The sequence below is a fragment of the Blattabacterium cuenoti genome (assembly GCF_014252455.1).
GTDB lineage: Bacteria > Bacteroidota > Bacteroidia > Flavobacteriales > Blattabacteriaceae > Blattabacterium > Blattabacterium cuenoti_R.
Window position 1 is genome coordinate 537,975 of sequence record NZ_CP060245.1, and the last position, 18,182, is coordinate 556,156.

Annotated in this window: 17 protein-coding genes, 1 tRNA gene and 1 pseudogene; 8 read left to right on the plus strand and 11 right to left on the minus strand. The window is 20.1% G+C overall.

Translation table 11 applies throughout. The features are described from left to right. Positions 1-126: 126 nt before the first annotated feature. Positions 127-199: transfer RNA gene (locus tag H0H56_RS02645), tRNA-Phe, on the plus strand. A gap of 17 nt (positions 200-216) precedes the next feature. On the opposite strand, the gene H0H56_RS02650 is transcribed toward H0H56_RS02645, so the two are convergent. The 4 genes from H0H56_RS02650 to H0H56_RS02665 are packed head-to-tail and all read right to left on the minus strand — an operon-like array spanning position 217 to position 4,920. Then, positions 217-735: an OmpH family outer membrane protein gene (locus H0H56_RS02650; RefSeq protein WP_185873792.1), complete on the minus strand. Its 519-nt coding sequence runs from the start codon at positions 733-735 to the stop codon at positions 217-219. Positions 736-758: 23 nt separating this feature from the next. Further along, positions 759-3,227, minus strand: a complete 2,469-nt coding sequence (locus H0H56_RS02655; protein ID WP_185873793.1) for a BamA/OMP85 family outer membrane protein — start codon at positions 3,225-3,227, stop codon at positions 759-761. A gap of 43 nt (positions 3,228-3,270) precedes the next feature. Then, positions 3,271-4,002 carry an isoprenyl transferase gene (locus H0H56_RS02660; protein ID WP_185874126.1) on the minus strand — a complete coding sequence of 244 codons (732 nt, stop codon included), beginning with the start codon at positions 4,000-4,002 and terminating at the stop codon, positions 3,271-3,273. 30 nt (positions 4,003-4,032) lie between these two features. Beyond that, complete coding sequence (locus H0H56_RS02665; protein ID WP_185874127.1) at positions 4,033-4,920, minus strand: NAD kinase; 888 nt, start codon at positions 4,918-4,920, stop codon at positions 4,033-4,035. A gap of 95 nt (positions 4,921-5,015) precedes the next feature. Here H0H56_RS02665 and H0H56_RS02670 point away from each other — a divergent pair. From H0H56_RS02670 to aroQ, 3 genes and pseudogenes are all read left to right on the plus strand, one after another. After that, a pseudogene (locus tag H0H56_RS02670) lies at positions 5,016-5,938 on the plus strand (mevalonate kinase family protein). 9 nt (positions 5,939-5,947) lie between these two features. Further along, a complete protein-coding gene (locus H0H56_RS02675) occupies positions 5,948-6,676 on the plus strand; it encodes a pseudouridine synthase (protein WP_185873794.1) in 729 nt (242 codons plus the stop codon). Further along, on the plus strand, positions 6,673-7,098 hold the full coding sequence (gene aroQ / locus H0H56_RS02680) for a type II 3-dehydroquinate dehydratase (RefSeq protein WP_185873795.1): 426 nt from the start codon (positions 6,673-6,675) through the stop codon (positions 7,096-7,098). The genes H0H56_RS02675 and aroQ overlap by 4 nt, the downstream gene beginning before the upstream one ends. Here the strand turns inward: aroQ and yihA are convergent. Genes yihA through H0H56_RS02705 form a run of 5 tightly spaced genes read right to left on the minus strand, consistent with a single transcriptional unit; the run spans position 7,093 to position 10,731 of the window. After that, on the minus strand, positions 7,093-7,680 hold the full coding sequence (gene yihA, locus H0H56_RS02685; protein WP_185873796.1) for a ribosome biogenesis GTP-binding protein YihA/YsxC: 588 nt from the start codon (positions 7,678-7,680) through the stop codon (positions 7,093-7,095). The genes aroQ and yihA overlap by 6 nt on opposite strands. Further along, positions 7,655-8,437, minus strand: coding sequence for an alpha/beta fold hydrolase (locus H0H56_RS02690; RefSeq protein WP_185873797.1), 783 nt, complete (start codon positions 8,435-8,437; stop codon positions 7,655-7,657). Before H0H56_RS02690 ends, yihA begins: the two co-directional genes overlap by 26 nt. 3 nt (positions 8,438-8,440) lie before the next feature. Beyond that, positions 8,441-9,187, minus strand: a complete 747-nt coding sequence (locus tag H0H56_RS02695; protein ID WP_185873798.1) for a ribonuclease III family protein — start codon at positions 9,185-9,187, stop codon at positions 8,441-8,443. Continuing rightward, on the minus strand, positions 9,177-10,436 hold the full coding sequence (fabF, locus tag H0H56_RS02700) for a beta-ketoacyl-ACP synthase II (protein ID WP_185873799.1): 1,260 nt from the start codon (positions 10,434-10,436) through the stop codon (positions 9,177-9,179). Before fabF ends, H0H56_RS02695 begins: the two co-directional genes overlap by 11 nt. A gap of 16 nt (positions 10,437-10,452) precedes the next feature. Next, positions 10,453-10,731, minus strand: coding sequence for an acyl carrier protein (locus H0H56_RS02705; RefSeq protein WP_185873800.1), 279 nt, complete (start codon positions 10,729-10,731; stop codon positions 10,453-10,455). A 97-nt stretch (positions 10,732-10,828) separates the two neighbouring features. Between H0H56_RS02705 and H0H56_RS02710 the strand changes: the two genes are divergently transcribed. Both H0H56_RS02710 and pdxA read left to right on the plus strand, forming a co-directional pair. Then, positions 10,829-12,430 (plus strand): phosphoenolpyruvate carboxykinase (ATP), encoded by a 1,602-nt coding sequence (locus tag H0H56_RS02710; protein WP_185873801.1) that lies wholly within the window; start codon positions 10,829-10,831, stop codon positions 12,428-12,430. Between the two features lie 50 nt (positions 12,431-12,480). Continuing rightward, entirely contained in the window at positions 12,481-13,521 is a 1,041-nt protein-coding gene (pdxA, locus tag H0H56_RS02715) for a 4-hydroxythreonine-4-phosphate dehydrogenase PdxA (protein ID WP_185874128.1), read from the plus strand. On the opposite strand, the gene H0H56_RS02720 is transcribed toward pdxA, so the two are convergent. Both H0H56_RS02720 and atpD read right to left on the minus strand, forming a co-directional pair. After that, the gene (locus H0H56_RS02720) at positions 13,508-13,750 is read right to left on the minus strand and encodes a FoF1 ATP synthase subunit delta/epsilon (protein ID WP_238858468.1); all 243 of its coding nucleotides are present in this window, start codon (positions 13,748-13,750) and stop codon (positions 13,508-13,510) included. The genes pdxA and H0H56_RS02720 overlap by 14 nt on opposite strands. Beyond that, positions 13,751-15,241: a F0F1 ATP synthase subunit beta gene (gene atpD / locus H0H56_RS02725; protein WP_185874130.1), complete on the minus strand. Its 1,491-nt coding sequence runs from the start codon at positions 15,239-15,241 to the stop codon at positions 13,751-13,753. It abuts the gene before it with no gap. Between the two features lie 91 nt (positions 15,242-15,332). Between atpD and H0H56_RS02730 the strand changes: the two genes are divergently transcribed. Both H0H56_RS02730 and H0H56_RS03065 read left to right on the plus strand, forming a co-directional pair. Then, positions 15,333-16,295: a bifunctional riboflavin kinase/FAD synthetase gene (locus tag H0H56_RS02730; RefSeq protein WP_185873802.1), complete on the plus strand. Its 963-nt coding sequence runs from the start codon at positions 15,333-15,335 to the stop codon at positions 16,293-16,295. Continuing rightward, entirely contained in the window at positions 16,252-16,761 is a 510-nt protein-coding gene (locus H0H56_RS03065; RefSeq protein ID WP_238858469.1) for a hypothetical protein, read from the plus strand. The genes H0H56_RS02730 and H0H56_RS03065 overlap by 44 nt, the downstream gene beginning before the upstream one ends. Positions 16,762-18,182 lie beyond the last annotated feature (1,421 nt).

The window sequence follows — 18,182 nt, forward strand, 5'->3', positions numbered from 1 at the left end:
TTTTGATTTTTTTTATTTAAATAAATTTCTTTTCTTGTATTACAAGAAATAAGTAAAAATATTCCTATATATAAACTTATTAATTGTTTTATTATATTAATATTGTATTTTTGTTTATTAGAAGTTGGTATCTTAGCTCAGTAGGTAGAGCAAAGGACTGAAAATCCTTGTGTCCCCGGTTCGATTCCGGGAGATACCACTTCTTTTGTTTTATTTTTATTCAATTCCTAATTCTTTTTTTACTTCTTCTGTGATATCTAATCCTTTATTAACTAATACTCCTTTTCCAGGACTGCAATCATCTACCCGTATTATTGTTTTATCTTTATTTATAACTTTATAAATAGCATCTTCTATTTTTTTATATATAGGGTTTAATAATTTATTTTGATTTTTTGCTAAATCATCTGAAGCTATTTTTTGATAAGCATTCGCTCTAGCTTGTAATATTTCTAATTCTTTTTTTAAAATTGGATTTTTATTTTTTTTAAATCTTTCTACTTTTTTATGGAATTCTTTAGCTATTTTTGCTAAAATATTTTCATGATTTTTACTTAATCTTTCTAATTTTTTTTGAACTTCTGAAAATTCAGGCATTTTTTCTATAAGAATTAAACTATTTAAACAAACAATTTTTTGATTACATAAAATTCTTTTATTACATTCTGTAGAATATAAAAAATTACAAAAAAATAAAAAAAAGAATAAATAATAGACTATCTGATTTTTTTTCATATAATTTTTATTTTATAAATTTGTTAATCTTTTCCTATAATAAAATGCATTTTCCATTTTGATTGATTATTTTTCTTCCTATTTATTATAGGATAAGCCATATCTATCCCAAAAACTCCTATTGGTAAATAAAAAAAACGGAACCCTAATCCTAAAGATTTATTCATATTTAATGGATTAAAATTTTTATAAAAATCATTAATAATCCCACCTTCTATAAATCCAATAGTCCATAATTTAGATTGATTCAACAATGTTTTTATTAAATAACGAATCTCAACAATAGATTTATTATAAATAATCCCTCCATTATTAGGATTAATATAATCTGGATGATTTTTATTAAAAGAATATCCTCTTAAGGATATATAATCTATATTTTCTAATTTAGAATTAAATAAATTTTTTAAACCACCCATATAAAATTTTTGATAAGGAAATAATTGTGTTTTTTTATTATATTTTCCTAAAATTCCAAATTCTCCTCCAGCTTTAATTACCATTTTATTCATAATTTTTTTATACCAAAAAGAAGTAATTTTAAATTTAAAAAATTCCATCCAATTAAATGAATCTTCGTAAGATTTAATTTTATCTTTTTTTAAAAAAAAAGAATAAGGTAAAGTAAAAATGCTATTTACTTGTATTTGAGATCCTTGGAAAGGAAAAATAAAATCTGGTTTTAAAGTAAATCTTTGTAAAGAAATTAAATAATTTAAATTATTAATTTGTATTTTTTTATTTAAATTAGAAAATAAATTTTTATTATAAAAAAATTTGTCATAATTAATAGAAAATATAATTTTTAATTTAGGATCTAAATAATTTAAAGACTTATTAAAATCAATAGACGTTCCTATTTTTTTTAAAAAACCTTCATGTATAATTATTTTATCATTAGTAGGTAATAAAGAAAAATCTTCTATATTTTTTATTTTTTTTTTAAAAAAATTTATATTAAAACTTAATAAAGTTGGAGTATTTTTTTCTATCCATGGATTTGTAAAAGATATATTATATAATAAAAAATCTTTTCCAAATTTACTAGATAATAACAGTTTTTGTCCTTCTCCTTGAGGAATAGGAGTCCATGAATAAATGTTGAATAAATTTCTAAAAGAAAAATTACCACAATTTAATTGAAAAGTACCAATTAATTTTTTATTTTCATATCCTCCATGTAATTGAATTTGATTAGAATTTTTTTCAACTATATGCCATTCAATATTTACATTTTCTTTTTCCTTGTCTTCTTTAATAAAAGGATATATTTTTTTATTATCAAATAAATTTAACTTAGATAAGTTCAATAAACTAGACCTCATTTTACTAGAAGAAAAAGTATCTCCAGGAATTAAATTTAATTCTCTTCTAATAATATGATCTTTAGTAATAGTATTTCCTATAATATTTATTTTATTTATAATAACTGGTTTATTTTCTTCTATTTTTATATCTATAAAAATTTTATTATTTTCTATTTTTTTTTCTATCAAATTTATTTTTACAAATAAATATCCTAAATCTAAATAATATGAAAGGATACTATTAGAAATCTGATCGAAAACATTTTTATTAATTTGTTGTTTATTATAAATTTCTCCTGCTTGATAAGAAATTATTTTTTTTAAAAGATTTGTATGAATAATATTATTTCCAATAAAATTAATATTTCCTAAATAATATTTTTTTCCTTCAATAATTTTTATTTTTATTATATAATTTTTATTATAATTTTTTTTAATAGAATCTAAAAAAATTTTAACATCTATAAAACCTTTTGAATGATATTGAGATTTAATATTTTTTAAATCTTCTTCTATATTTTCATATATAAAAGATGTATATTTTTTTAAAATAGAAATAGGAAATTTTGTTTTAGTTTTTATTAAAAAATTTATTAATTGTTTTTGAGTAAAAATTTTATTTCCAGAAAATATTATTTTTTCTATTTTTATTTTTTCACCTTTATTAACATCAATATCTAAAATATTTTTTTTATTATAATTGATAATTTTACTATCTATTAAAATATTAGGATATCCTTTTTTTAAGTAAAAATTTTTAATATAATTTTTTATATTATTAATTTCATATTCATAAATATGTTTTTTTAAAAAAAATTTTTCCAAAATAGAAAATAAATTTTTATCAATTCCTTTGATATTAACTTTATCAAATTCTATAAAATCATCTAAATCAAAAAATAAATTAATTTCATTTTTATGATATGATGAATAAATATTTTTTTTATAAATAGATATTTTTTTAAATAAATTACTTTTCCATAATTTTTTAATAGCTTTATCAATTGTATTACCAGGTAATTGAATTTCATCTCCAGGAAAAATATTGGATAATTTTGAAATAATATTTTGATTATATTTTGTTTTTCCTATAATAAAAATTTTTTTTATAAAAAAATTTTTAATATTTTCAGATTCTTTTTGTTTTTTTTCTAAAAAAAAATCTGTTTCAGAAAATGAAAACATATATATTAAAAAAATAAAAGGAAAAAAAATTTTAATTTTAAAATTATTCAATTTTTCCAAAACGACGTTTTCTTTTTTGATAATGAATTATAGCTTTATAAAAATCTATTTTACGAAAATCTGGCCATAAAACATCCGTGAAATATAATTCTGCATAAGCTGATTGCCATAATAAAAAATTACTAATACGTTGTTCTCCACTAGTTCTAATAATAAGATCTACATATGGAATATTTTTAGTATACAAATAATTATTAAAAGAAAAAGTATTAATATCTTTTATAGATAAATTACCTTTATTTACTTGTTTCACTATATTTTTTGTAGCTTGTATAATTTCTTCTCTAGATCCATAATTTAAAGCTAAAATTAAAGTAATGGATGTATTATTTTTAGTTTTTTTTTGAAAAAAAAATAAATTTTTTTGAATCCAATTAGAAAATTTTTCTATTTTTCCTATAATAATAATTTTTATATTATTATTATGAATTTCTTCTAAATAATTTTTTAAATTATTTTGAAATAAATACATTAAATTATCAATTTCTTTTTTAGGACGATTCCAATTTTCTGAAGAAAAAACATATAAAGTAATATAAGGAATACCTAATATTTTACATCCATTGATAGAATCTCTTACAGATTGTATCGCATTTTTATGTCCAAATGTTCTAATTTTCCCCCTTTTTTTAGCCCAACGACCATTTCCATCCATAATAATAGCCACATGATGTGGTATTTTATTTAAATTTATTTTTTTTAAAAAATCTTCCATAAAATGAATAAACAAATATATAAAAATAAATTAATTTCTTTGATCCATTCCCCATAATAATTTTTCTCGTAAAGTTTTATAATAAGTAGATTTTTTTTCTTGAATAAAATATATATAAAAAGGAGCTTTTTTAATATACAATTCAGTATCTTTATTTAAAGAAATTAATCTAGTATCCATAGATAAAGAATAATATTTGACACGACTATGTACTTTTAAATGTACTTTTTGATGATCGGAAATAATTAACGGACGTGAAAATAAATTATGTGGAGAGATAGGAGTAAGAACAAAATTTTTATTATCAGGAGTAATAATAGGTCCTCCACAGCTCAAAGAATATCCTGTTGAACCAGTTGGAGTAGAAATTATCAATCCATCGGCCCAATAAGAAGTTAAAAATTCATTATCAATATACGCATCTATAGTAATCATAGAAACCATTTCTTTTCTAAAGATAACAATTTCATTTAATGCAAAATTAAAAAATTTATGATGATCCATTATCGAGGTTTCTAAATATAATAAACTTCGAGGAAGTACATGTAGTTTTCGATTAAAAATTTCATCTATTTTTTGAATAAATACATCTTTATTTAAAGTCGCTAAAAAACCTAAATTTCCTGTATTAACTCCTACTATAGGTATTCCTGTATCTCTAATCCAAGGAATAGCAGATAATATAGTTCCATCTCCTCCAAACGTTAACATTAAACTAAAATCTTTAGTTAATTCTTTATAATGAGAAAAAACAGGAAAATTAAGATTTTTAAATTCTTTAAAAGAAGATAATATATGAAAGAATGATTTTTCTATATAAATATCAATTGAACGATTAGATACAACATAGCCTATGAACTTATTTAAGTAAGGTATATTCTTTTGTCCAATTTTTTGTCCATATAAGGCTATTTTCATCATAAATTATTATTGATTATCTTTATTAAATAAAAATTACAAATTTAATAAATATTAATAAATTAGATTGTTTTAAATAAATTCTGATTTTTATTATGAAACAATCTTTTTTTTCATCTAAAATTCTTTTATTTGGAGAATATGGAATTATAGAAAATTCTAGTGGACTTTCTATTCCTTATAATTTTTATAAAGGAACTTTAAAATTTTATTCTACTAAAACATCTTATTATTATAAAAATTCTAATATAGAATTAAAAAAATATTTTAAATTTCTAAAAAAAAAAATTTAATAAAAATAAATTTTAAAAATTTATATAAAGATATTCAAAAAGGAATCATATTTTATTCTAATATACCTCAAGGATATGGAATTGGTAGTTCAGGAGCTTTAGTTGCAGCAATTTATGATAAATATGCTAAAAATAAATTAGAAAAAAAACTTTTTAAGTATAAAAAAAACTTTTTAAGTATAAAAAAAATTTTTAGTAAAATGGAATCTTTTTTCCATGGAAAAAGTTCTGGATTAGATCCTTTAATTTGTTATTTTAATCATCCTTTACTTATTCGTTCTAAAAATAATATTTTTAAAATAAAAATTCCTAAAATGAAAGGAAAAGGAGCTATTTTTTTAATAAATTCCGGTTTTCCTAAAAAAACTTCTTCTATGATAAATATTTTTTTAAAAAAATTAAAAAATAAAAAATTTAAAAAAATATTTAAAGAAGAATTTATAAAATATAATGAAAAATGTATTGAAACTTTTCTTCATGGAGATTTTAAAATTTTATTAAATTATGTTAAATTACTTTCTTATTGGGTTTTTCATTATTTTCGTCCTATGATTCCAAAAATTTTTTTAAAAATATGGAAAAAAGGTTTAATGACTAATACTCATTATTTTAAATTATGTGGATCTGGAGGTGGAGGTTTTATTTTAGGATTTACTCCAAATTATAATATTTCTAAAATAGAATTGAAAAAATATACAATGGAAATTCTTTTTCGTTTTGAATAATTTAAAATTATGATAAAAGATAAAAAAAAAGATTATATACGATTAAATCGTTATTTATCTAATGCTGGTATTTCTTCTAGAAGAGAAGCAGATAAATTAATTCAATCCGGAGTAATAGAAGTAAATGGAAAATCTATTTATCAATTAGGAACAATCGTTCATAAAAATGATATTATTAAATATCATGGGAGAAAAATTAAACATCAAAAAAAAATATATTTATTACTTAATAAACCAAAAGGATTTATTACATCTACAAAAGATCCATTAAATAGAAAAACAGTAATGAATTTAATTCCAAAATTTTCTAATTATAGAATATATCCTATTGGACGATTAGATCGTTTAACTACAGGAGTTTTACTTTTTACAAATGATGGATTAATTACTGAAAAATTAACTCATCCAAAATATCATGTAAAAAAAATATATCATGTTTTTTTAAATAAAAATCTTGAATATGAAGACATCAATAAAATTAAAAAAGGAAAAATATACCTTAAAGAAGGAAAAGTAAAAGTAGATTTCATTTATAAATCAAAAAATAAAATAATAATTGGATTACATTTAGGATGGAATAGAATCATTAAAAGATTATTTAAAAAACTTACTTATCAAGTAATTAAAATAGATAGAGTAAATTTTGGAGGATTTACTAAAAAAAATATTCCTATAGGTAATTGGTGTTTTTTAAATGAAAAAGAAGTTTACCATAAATTAATAAATCATTTTTTATGAAAAAAATAAGTATTATTAATGGACCAAATTTAAATCTTTTAGGAAAAAGAGAACCAAATTTATATGGTACTGAAAATTTTATAGATTATTTAAATAAAATAAAAAAAAAAAAAATATTTTCTAATATAGAAATATCTTATTATCAAAGTAATTATGAGGGAAAGATTATAGATTTTTTACATAAAATAGGTTTTAATTATGATGGAATTATTTTAAACGCGGGAGCATATACTCATACTTCTTTAGGAATAGCAGACGCTATTAAAGCTATTACATCTCCAGTTATAGAAGTTCATATTTCTAATATTTATGCTAGAGAACATTTTAGAAAACAATCTTTTTTATCTTCTGTTTGTCAAGGATCTATTTTAGGTTTTGGATTAAAGTCCTATGAATTAGGAATTTTAAGTTTTTCTTTATAAAAATTTTTTTTGAAAAATTATATTTAAATTCTTAATATACTGTATAATTTTTTTTCTTCCATATTTTTTTTTAGTAGATATCAAAAAATATGGATATTTTTTTATTTTTGTTTTATATAAACTTATATTTTTATTAAAAATTTTTTTATTTAATTTATCTATTTTTGTAAAAATAACACAAAAATTAATTTTAAATTTTTTTAGTTTATGTATAAAATATAAATCTATTTTTTGTATAGGTATTCTACTATCTATTAATAAAAATAAACAAATTAAATTTTTTCTATAAAAAATATAATTTATAATTAATTTTTTTATACTATGTTTTTTTTTTTTAATAGAAAAAAAACCATATCCAGGTAAATCTATAAAAAACCATTTATTATTAATCAAAAAGGTATTAATTAATTTAGTACATCCTGGTTTAGATGAAACTTTAGCAATTTTACAATTAAGAATAAAATTAATTAAACTAGATTTTCCTACATTAGAACGTCCAATAAAAGCATATTCTGGAATAATAAAAGAAGAATCATTAAGTTTTTCAAAACTTCCTTTAAATTTTACAGAGTAAATTTTCATGATGAAAATTAAATTTAGAAAGCCATTTTTCTAAAATTTTTATAAATTTTTTAGGATGTTCCATCATAGGAACATGTCCGCATTTATCTATCCAATATAATTCAGCATGAGGAAGTAATCTATGAAATTTTTTTGCTACTTTTGGTGGAGTAACAGGATCTTGTTTCCCCCAAATTAAACAAAAAGGTTGTTTTATTACAGATAAATCTTTAGACATATTATATTTCATAGAACTTTTCGCAATATATAAAATTTTAATTCCTTTTTTTTTATCATTTACCATATGAAATACTTCATCTACTAATTTTTTAGTAGCAATTTTAGGATTATAAAAAACTTCTTGTGATTTTTTTCTAATATATTCATAATTTTCCCTTTTAGGAATAGCATCTCCAAAAGCTTTTTCAAATAATCCAGAACTTCCTGTAAGAACTACAGAATGTACTAAATCAATTCTTTTTTTTGCAATAATTAAAGCAATATGACCTCCTAAAGAATTTCCTATTAATGTAGCTTTTTCTATTCCTATTTCTATTAGTAATTTTATAACATATTTAGATAAATTATAAATATTAGTAAGTAATAATGGCATATTATAAATAGGTAATGAAGGAATAATCACTTTATATCCTTTTTTTGGAAAAAAATCTAAAAGAGCATTAAAATTACTTAAATTCCCCATTAATCCATGAAGTAATATTAAAGGATGACCTGTTCCTTTTATTATATAAGAAAATTTTTTCTTAAGAAGAAACATAATTTAAATATTTTTTTTAATTTTTTTTTGTATTAAAAAATAAGCTTTTTTAGCTGCTAATTCTTCTGATCTTTTTTTAGAAAAACCTTTACCTTTTGTTTTAATTCCATAATTAGATATAATACATTCAGATAAATAAATATTTATGTTTTTTTTTTCTATTTTTTTTTCTTTAAAAGTATTAAAATTTATTATAAATTTATTTTTTTGTGACCATTCTATAATCCATACTTTATAACTAAAAATTTCTTTTTGCAATTTTAAAAGATTTACATGATTATGTAATATTTTTTTATATACAAAATTTTTACACCCTTGATATCCTATATCTAAATAAATAAAACCAATTAAAGCTTCTAAAGTATTTCCTAATATATTATCAGATATAATAGGAATATTTTCTTTAATAAAAATATTTATAATAGTTAATTTTTTAGAAATTTTATTTAAATTATTTCTACATACAATTTTAGCTCGAATTTGAGTTAATTCTCCTTCTTTTTTTTCAGATAATTGTTCATATAAAAAATGTGAAATAATAGAATTTAATATAGAATCTCCTAAAAATTCTAATCTTTGAAAATTCATATAATAATTTTTATTATAATTTTTTTTTTTTACAGAAAAACTATAAATAAAAACTTCTTTTAAAAATTTTACATTTTTAGGAATAAATCCTAATATTTTAATCAATTTATTAATAAATAAAGAGTTAAATTTATTCTCAATAATATTATTATTAGATAACATTTATTTTTTTAAATAAAAGACAAACATTATGCCCTCCAAAACCAAAAGTATTACATATACTAATATTAACTTTTTTTTTTATAGCTTTATTAGGTGTAAAATTCATTCTATAATCTATTTTTTTATCTATTTTAAATAAATTAATAGTTGGTGGAATAATTTTTTTACTCAAAGGAAGTATAGATGCAATAGCCTCAATAGATCCTGCTGCACCTAATAAATGACCAGTCATAGATTTAGTTGAATTGATATTAATATTATATACTTTTTCATGAAAAACTTCTTTAATTGCTTTTACTTCTGCAATATCTCCTAAAATAGTAGAAGTTCCATGAGAATTAATATGATCTACTTCTGTATATTTAATTCCAGCATCTTTAATGGCAGCTTTCATTGCAAGTATTATCCCTTTTCCTTCTGGATGAGGTGCTGTAATATGATAAGCATCTCCAGACATACCTACTCCTCCTATTTCTGCGTAAATATTTGCATTTCTTTTTTTTGCATGATTATATTCCTCTAATATAAGACATCCAGCTCCTTCTCCTAAAACAAACCCATCTCTATCTTGATCAAAAGGACGTGAAGCTGTTTTATAATCTTCATTTCTTGTAGATAAAGCATGTAAAGCATTAAAACCTCCTACTCCACTTTGTGTAATAGCCGCTTCTGATCCACCAGTAATCATAATATCTGCTTTTCCTAAACAAATTAAATGATACGCATCAACAATTGCATTAGATGAAGATGCACAAGCTGATACAGTCGCATAATTAGGTCCATGTATTCCATAATTCATAGAAATAAAACCTGCAGTAATATCTATTAACATTTTAGGAATAAAATAAGGACTAAATCTAGGTATTTTTCCTCCATTAATATAATCTGAAATAGATTTTTCTAAATTTAATAAACCACCAATTCCAGATCCCCAAATAACTCCAATTCTTTCTTTTTTTTCTTTATAAAAATTTATTTTACTATTTATTATAGCTTCTTGAGAAGCTATAATACCATATTGTGCACATGGATCTAATTTTCGTTGTTCTTTTTTACTAAAAAAAGTGCTAGGATCATAATTTTTTAATTCACAAGCGAATTTAGTTTTAAACTTATTAGTATCAAAATAAGTAATAGGAGCAGATCCATTTTTTCCTTTAATTAGAGATATCCAATAATCTTCAATATTATTACCTATTGGGGTAATAGAACCAATTCCAGTTATTACTACTCTTTTTAATTCATTCATAAAAAATTAATATTTTTTAATCAGAATTTTTTTTTTCATTATTATCTATTTTTTTTTTCTCATTTAAAATCTCTTCTATCGCCTGTATCGCTTCTCCTACAGTAGTTATTTTTTCTGCTTTTTCATCAGAAATACTAATATTAAATTCTTTTTCAAATTCCATAATAAGTTCTACTATATCTAATGAATCTGCTCCTAAATCATTAGTAAAACTAGAAGTAGGAAGAATTTCATTTTCTTCTATACTCAATTTTTCTACGATAAGAGCATAAACTCTTGATGAAAGATCAGACATAAAATCATAATTTTTATTTTTTTATGGTACAAAATTAGTAAACTTTTATAAATCATATATAAATTTGTTACTTTAAGATATCTAACAGAAAATACATATGGAATCTATCTCTTTAAAACATTATGGAATATTAAATTCTTTAAATTATTGTCAATTATCTCCTGATAAATTACAAAATTTAATTGTTAAAAATAAAATGGGAATAGAAACTAAATCTGGAGTATTAGCTATTAATACTGGATTATTTACTGGAAGATCCCCTAAAGATCGATTTATAGTCAAAGATCATATTACAAATGATAAAATTTTTTGGGATGAAAAAATTAATCAATCTTTTGATCCAAAAAAATTTGATTTTTTATATAAAAAAGTAGTCAAATATTTATCTGGAAAAAAATTATATATAAGAGATGGATATCTTTGTTCTGATTCTAGATATCAATTAAATATACGTTTTATTAATGAATATCCATGGTCTGATTTATTTGTTCATAATCTTTTTTTTAGATTTTCTAAATTTGGACAAATTTCACCAGAATGGATATTATTGTGTGCTCCTAGTTTTAAAGCTAATCCATTTACAGATGGAACAAAAAAAAAAAATTTTTCTATTTTAAATTTTTTAAAAAAAATTATATTAATCGGGGGAACAGGATATACAGGAGAAATTAAAAAATCTATGTTTTCAGTTTTAAATTTTATACTTCCTACATATAAAAATGTATTTCCTATGCATTGTGCAGCAAATATTGGAAATAAAAAAGATACAGCATTATTTTTTGGATTATCAGGAACTGGAAAAACTACTATTTCTAATGATCCTAATAGAAAATTAATAGGAGATGATGAACATGGATGGAGTTATAATAATATTATTTTCAATTTTGAAGGTGGTTGTTATGCAAAAATATTCGGAATTTCTAAATCCAAAGAACCGATAATTTATCATGCTATAAAAAAAGGGGCTATGTTAGAAAATGTAATCTTCAAAAAGGAAACAAAAGAAGTCGATTTTTTTAATAATTCTATTACAGAAAATATGAGAATTAGTTATCCCATTTATTTTATAAAAAATTTTGAAAAAAAATTATATTCTTCTAATATTAAAAATATTTTTTTTCTTACATATGATGCTTTTGGTGTATTACCTCCTATTTCTAAATTAAATAAAGAACAATCAGCATATTATTTTTTATTAGGTTATACTTCTAAAGTAGCTGGAACAGAATTTGATATAATAAAACCAAAAGCAACTTTTTCTTCTTGTTTTGGAGCTCCTTTTATGCCATTACATCCAGTGATGTATACAAAAATGTTAATAAAAAAATTAAAAAATACTAAAATAAATGTTTGGATGGTAAATACAGGAATTATTATATATGGAGAAAATCAAGGAGATTCTTTAAAAAAGAAAAGAATTCAATTAAAGGATACAAGAAAATTAGTAAAATGTGCATTAAATGGAGATTTATCTTTATCTAAAATTAGATATGAAAAATATCCTTTTTTTAATTTTAAAATTCCAAAATATTGTCCAGGAATATCTTCTGATATATTAAATCCAAAAAATACATGGAAAAATAAAAAAATGTATAAAAATCAAGTACAAAAACTTATTAAAAAAATTATTAAAAATTTTGATATATATAGAAAATATACAGATAAAGAAATTTTATCTGGTGAACCTAAAATAAAATAATTTATTTTTATTTATTAAATTATTTTTAATTTTTTAAAATTAAAATATTTATTTTGAAAAGTAAAAAAATTAAAATTGGTTTTTCTACAGGAGATATTCATGGAATAGGAATAGAAGTATTTTTAAAAGTATGTCGTAAAAAAAGACTTTTAGATTTTTTTACACCAATATTATTTGGATCTACTAAATTATGTCATTATTATAAAAAAATTTTAAATTTAGAAGTAAATAATATACAAGAAATAAATAATTTAAAAGAAATTATAGATTATAAAATTAATATTATTAATATTTATAAAGAAGATATTAAATTTGATTTAATTAAATATAATCACCAAGATTCAATAAAATATCCAATTTTATCTTTACAAAAAGTAACAAAAGCTTTAAAATATGGAAAAATAGATGTTATGGTTACTGGACCTGTTAATAAAAATTATATGAATATAAAAGGATTTTCCTTTTTTGGTCATACTGAATATTTAAAAAATATTTTAGAAGGATATCCTTTAATGTTAATGATTCATGATACTTTAAAAATTGCTTTAGTTACTCATCATTTACCATTAAAATATGTTCATTCTGAATTAACTAAAAAAAAAATTATAAAATCTATTCAAATTTTACATAAATCATTAATTATTGATTTTTCTATAAAAAAACCTAAAATAGCTGTATTAGGATGTAATCCTCATTCAGGAGAAAACGGATTATTAGGTAATGAAGAAAAAACAAAAATTAAACCGGCTATTGATTTTTTCTTAAAAAAAAAAGGTTTTTTAATATTTGGCCCTTATTCTTCAGATAGTTTTTTTGGAAATCATAATTATCGTCATTTTGATGCAGTATTAGCGATGTATCACGATCAAGGATTAATTCCATTTAAAACATTAACTTTTAATGAAGGAGTAAATTTTACAGCTGGTCTTTCTCATATCCGTACTTCTCCAGATCATGGAGTTGCTTATGATATTGCTAAAAAAGGTATTGCTAAAGAAAATTCGTTAGAAGAAGCTATTTTTAGCGCAATAAAAATATTTAAAAATAGAGCAGAATATATGAAAATAAAATCATATTCTATAAAATTATAATTACAATATTTTTTTTTGTATATAAAAAACCACCATTTATTGGTATTTTTATTTTTTTTGATAAAAAATTTATTTTTATAACTCCATTTTTTAATATAGATATTAATGGGGCATGATTTTTTAAAATTTGAAATTTTCCATTTAAACCAGGTAATGTTATAGATCTAACTGTATTTTTATTACTTTTAAAAATAATTTTATTATAACTAATAATAGTTATTTTCATCATTTATGTAGATATCATTTTTTTTCCACTTTCTATCACTTCTTCAATAGTTCCTTTTAAATTAAAAGCAGATTCCGGAAACTTATCTAATTCCCCATCTAATATCATATTAAAACCTTTAATAGTCTCTTCTATTTTTACAAATTTACCTTCAATTCCTGTAAATTGTTTTGCTACATAAAATGGTTGAGATAAAAAACGTTGTACACGTCTAGCACGATAGACTATTTTTTTATCATCTTCACTAAGATCCTCTATTCCTAAGATAGCAATAATATCTTGTAAAGAATTATATTTTTGTAAAATTTCTTTAACACGTTGTGCACATTTATAATGATTTTTATTTATTATATCTAAAGATAAAATACGTGAAGTAGAATCTAATGGATCAATAGATGGATAAATACCTAAAGAAGCTATTTTTCTGGATAAAACAGTAGTCGCATCTAAATGTGAAAAAGTAATAGCAGGAGCTGGATCTGTTAAATCATCAGCAGGAACATAAACCGCCTGTACTGACGTAATAGACCCTTTTTTAGTAGATGTTATTCTTTCTTGCATAGATCCCATTTCAGATGATAACGTAGGTTGATACCCTACAGATGATGGAATTCTTCCTAATAAAGCAGAAACTTCTGATCCAGCTTGAGTAAATCTAAATATATTATCTATAAAAAATAAAACATCTTGTCCTTTATCATCATATTTATCTCGATAATACTCCGCTAATGTTAATCCAGTTAAAGCGACTCTAGATCTTGCTCCTGGAGATTCATTCATTTGTCCAAAAACAAAAGTAGCTTTAGATTTTTTTAAAACATTTTCATCTACTTTGGAAAGATCCCATAATCCTTTTTTCATAGCTTCCATAAAAGCATCTCCATATTTTATAATTCCAGATTCTAACATTTCTCGTAATAAATCATTCCCTTCTCTTGTTCTTTCTCCAACTCCAGCAAAAACAGAATGACCTCCATGTACTTTTGCTACATTATTAATTAATTCTTGTATTAATACTGTTTTTCCAACACCAGCTCCTCCAAATAATCCAATTTTTCCTCCTTTAGGGTAGGGACATATTAAATCAATAATTTTAATTCCGGTATATAAAATTTCAGTTTCTGTAGATAAATCTTTAAATTTTGGAGATTCATTATGAATAGAATGATGAATAATTGATTTATCTAATTTTTTTAACCCATCAATAGGATCTCCTAAAACATTTAAAATTCGTCCATTAATAGATTCTCCTAAAGGAATACTAATAGGACCCCCTGTTATTTCTACTTCTTGACCTCTTTTTAAGCCATCGCTAACTTCCATAGAGAGACAACGTACAACATTTTCACCAATATGTTGTTGAACTTCCAATATAATTTTTTTATTATTATTAGTAACATTTACTTTTAATGCATCATTAATTTTTGGAAGAAAAATATTTTTTTTAAAATAAACATCAATAACAGGTCCGATAATTTTAATTATTTTCCCTATATTTTTTTTTTATTCATATAATTCTTTTAAGGAGATCTAATTAATCATTTATTTTTATCTTTGTAAACATAAATAAAAAAAATTAAAAATTTTGAAAATTTATTCATTTATTGATGAATTTTCTTCTTTATTACCATGTGTATTTACATTAGGTTTTTTTGATGGAGTTCATATAGGTCATCAAAAATTAATTCAATTTTTAACTAAAAACAAAGAATCTTATTGTTCAGTTTTACTTACTTTTAATATACATCCTAAAGAAGTATTAAATCCTAAAAAAAAAATTTTTTATTTAAATACACTTTCTGAAAGAATCTATCATTTAAAAAAAACAGGGATAGAACATTTAATTATCCACCCTTTTACTCTGAATTTTTCAAAATTAAGTATAAAATATTTTTTACAAAAAATTTTATTATCTAAACTAAAAATTAAAAAAATTATTACTGGATATGATTCTCATATTGGAAAAGATAAAGTAAAAACTTTTTATCATTTAAAAAAAATTTCTAATTTTTATAGATTTCAATTATATAAAGTACATCCTTATAAATTTGAAAAAAAAATTATTAGTTCTACTTTAATAAGAAAATCTATTTTAAAAGGAAATATGAAATGGGCAAATAAAGCTTTAGGTTATTTATATACTTTATCTGGATATGTAATTAAAGGAAATGGAATAGGAAAAAAATTAAATTTTCCTACAGCTAATATTAAAATAAATGAAAAAAAAATAATACCTAAAAAAGGTGTTTACGCTGTAAAAATTCATTTATTCAATCATATTTATCAAGGAATGATGAATATAGGAATTTGTCCTACTATTAATAATAATAATACTCTTTTAAAAATAGAAGTACATATTTTTAATTTTAAAAAAAATATTTATGGAAAAAAACTTGATATTGGAGTTATTCAAATTATTCGTAAAGAATTCAAATTTAATACTCTTTATGAGTTAAAAAAACAAATTCAAAAAGATCAATTTAAAATAAAAAAATTATTTTTTTATGATCAAAAAAATTTCTCAATTAATCCAATATTTATTAAATAATAAAAATTTTAAAAAAAAAAAATTAATATTAATATCTTTTGATAATTTTTTGATAGAAAAAATTAAACAAAAATATCAAATACAATTTCCTTTAGATACACAAATTATTACTATAGAACAATTTTTAGAAAAAATATCTGGATTATCTTTATGTAAGAAAGATGATATTCTATTTTATTTTTTTTATTTTTTAACAAAAAATAATAACAATTTAATAAAAAATTTTCATGATTTTTTTCAATGGGGGCCAAAGATTTTAGATGATTTTCAAGATTTAGATTTACATCTTATTAAAATAGAATCTTTTTTTTCTTCTATGATTTCTATAGAAAAAATTAAAAAATGGAATTTAGTTAATTTAGAAAAAAAATTAAAAAATAATATAAAATTTTTTTGGGAAGAAATTTATCAAAATTATACAATTTTAAAAAACGAATTATTAAAAAAAAAGGATATCTTGGTTTAATATTTAGAATAGCTATTGATTCTTTAAAAAATTATTTTTCTAATCATTTAGATATCCAAATCATTTTTTTAAATTCTAGATTTTATTTATTTAATGAATATGAAAAAAAATTTTAAAAAAAATTATAACTTTTCATCAATTTTCTATATATAATTTTAACGAAAAAAATTTTTTTATTAAAAATCTTTCTAATTTATGGATAGAAAAAAAATCTATTTCAATTAATACAATAAAATCAAAAAAAAATATAAAAATTATTAGTGTTAATAAAGAAATAGAACAAATAAAAATAATAGAAAAATTAATTAAAAAATTTATTAAAAAAGGAAAAAAAATATCTCAAATAGTTCTACTTTTAGGAGATAATTATTTAATTTTTCCTTTATTATATTCTTTAGAAAAAAAAATAGGAATACATTTTTCTATATATATTAAAAAATATCCATTAAAAAATATTCTAATTCATCATACTTTTCTTTCAATTTTTAAATTATTATTAAAAAAAAATGAAAATCAAAATTTTTATAAACCAGATATATTAAGAGTATTTTATGATGGATATATAAAGAAAATTTTTTTTAAAAAAAAAATTTCTTTCCTAGAAAAATTCAATATAGAAAATTCAAATTTTATTTCAAAATCTATAATTAATAAATATATACAAAAAAATGATTTAAATATTATTTTTAATATAAAAACTCATAATATTAAGAATTGTATTATAATTTTTATTAGTTTTATTAAAAAATTAAAAAATTTTTTAATTCTAGATACTAAAAAATATTTTTTAGAATTAAAATTTATTCTAAAATTAGAAATTTATATACAAAAATTAAAAATTTTAGTTAGAAAAACAAATAATATTATTTATGGAATAAAAGATTTATTTAATATTTATCAACAATTTATAAATACGAACACAATATCATATATAAGAAAAAAATCAAAAGGTTTACTAATAATAAATTTTATAGATTTTTATGTTAAAAATTTTGATAATATAATTATATCATCTGTTAACGAAGGGTGTATTCCTCCAAATATAAAAAAAAAAAAAACTTTTATACCTTTTGATCTTCGTAAAAAATTAAATCTTTCTCTTTATCAAGAAAATGAAAAATTTTATTTTTATCATTTTAAAAATATTTTAAATAATTCAAAAAATATTTATTTAATTTATAAAAATCAAGCAGATGAATTAAATTCTGGAGAAAAAAGTCGTTTTATTTATCAAATAGAAAAAGAATCTTCATCTTTTTTTATAAAAAAAAAAATCAAACTTCCATATTTTTTTAAAAAAAAAGAATCTCCTATTGTTATAGAAAAAACACAATCTATTATTAAACGTTTATCAGATATATCTTATCATGGTTTATCTCCTTCTTCCATTCATTTATATAATTGTAATCCTCTTTTATTTT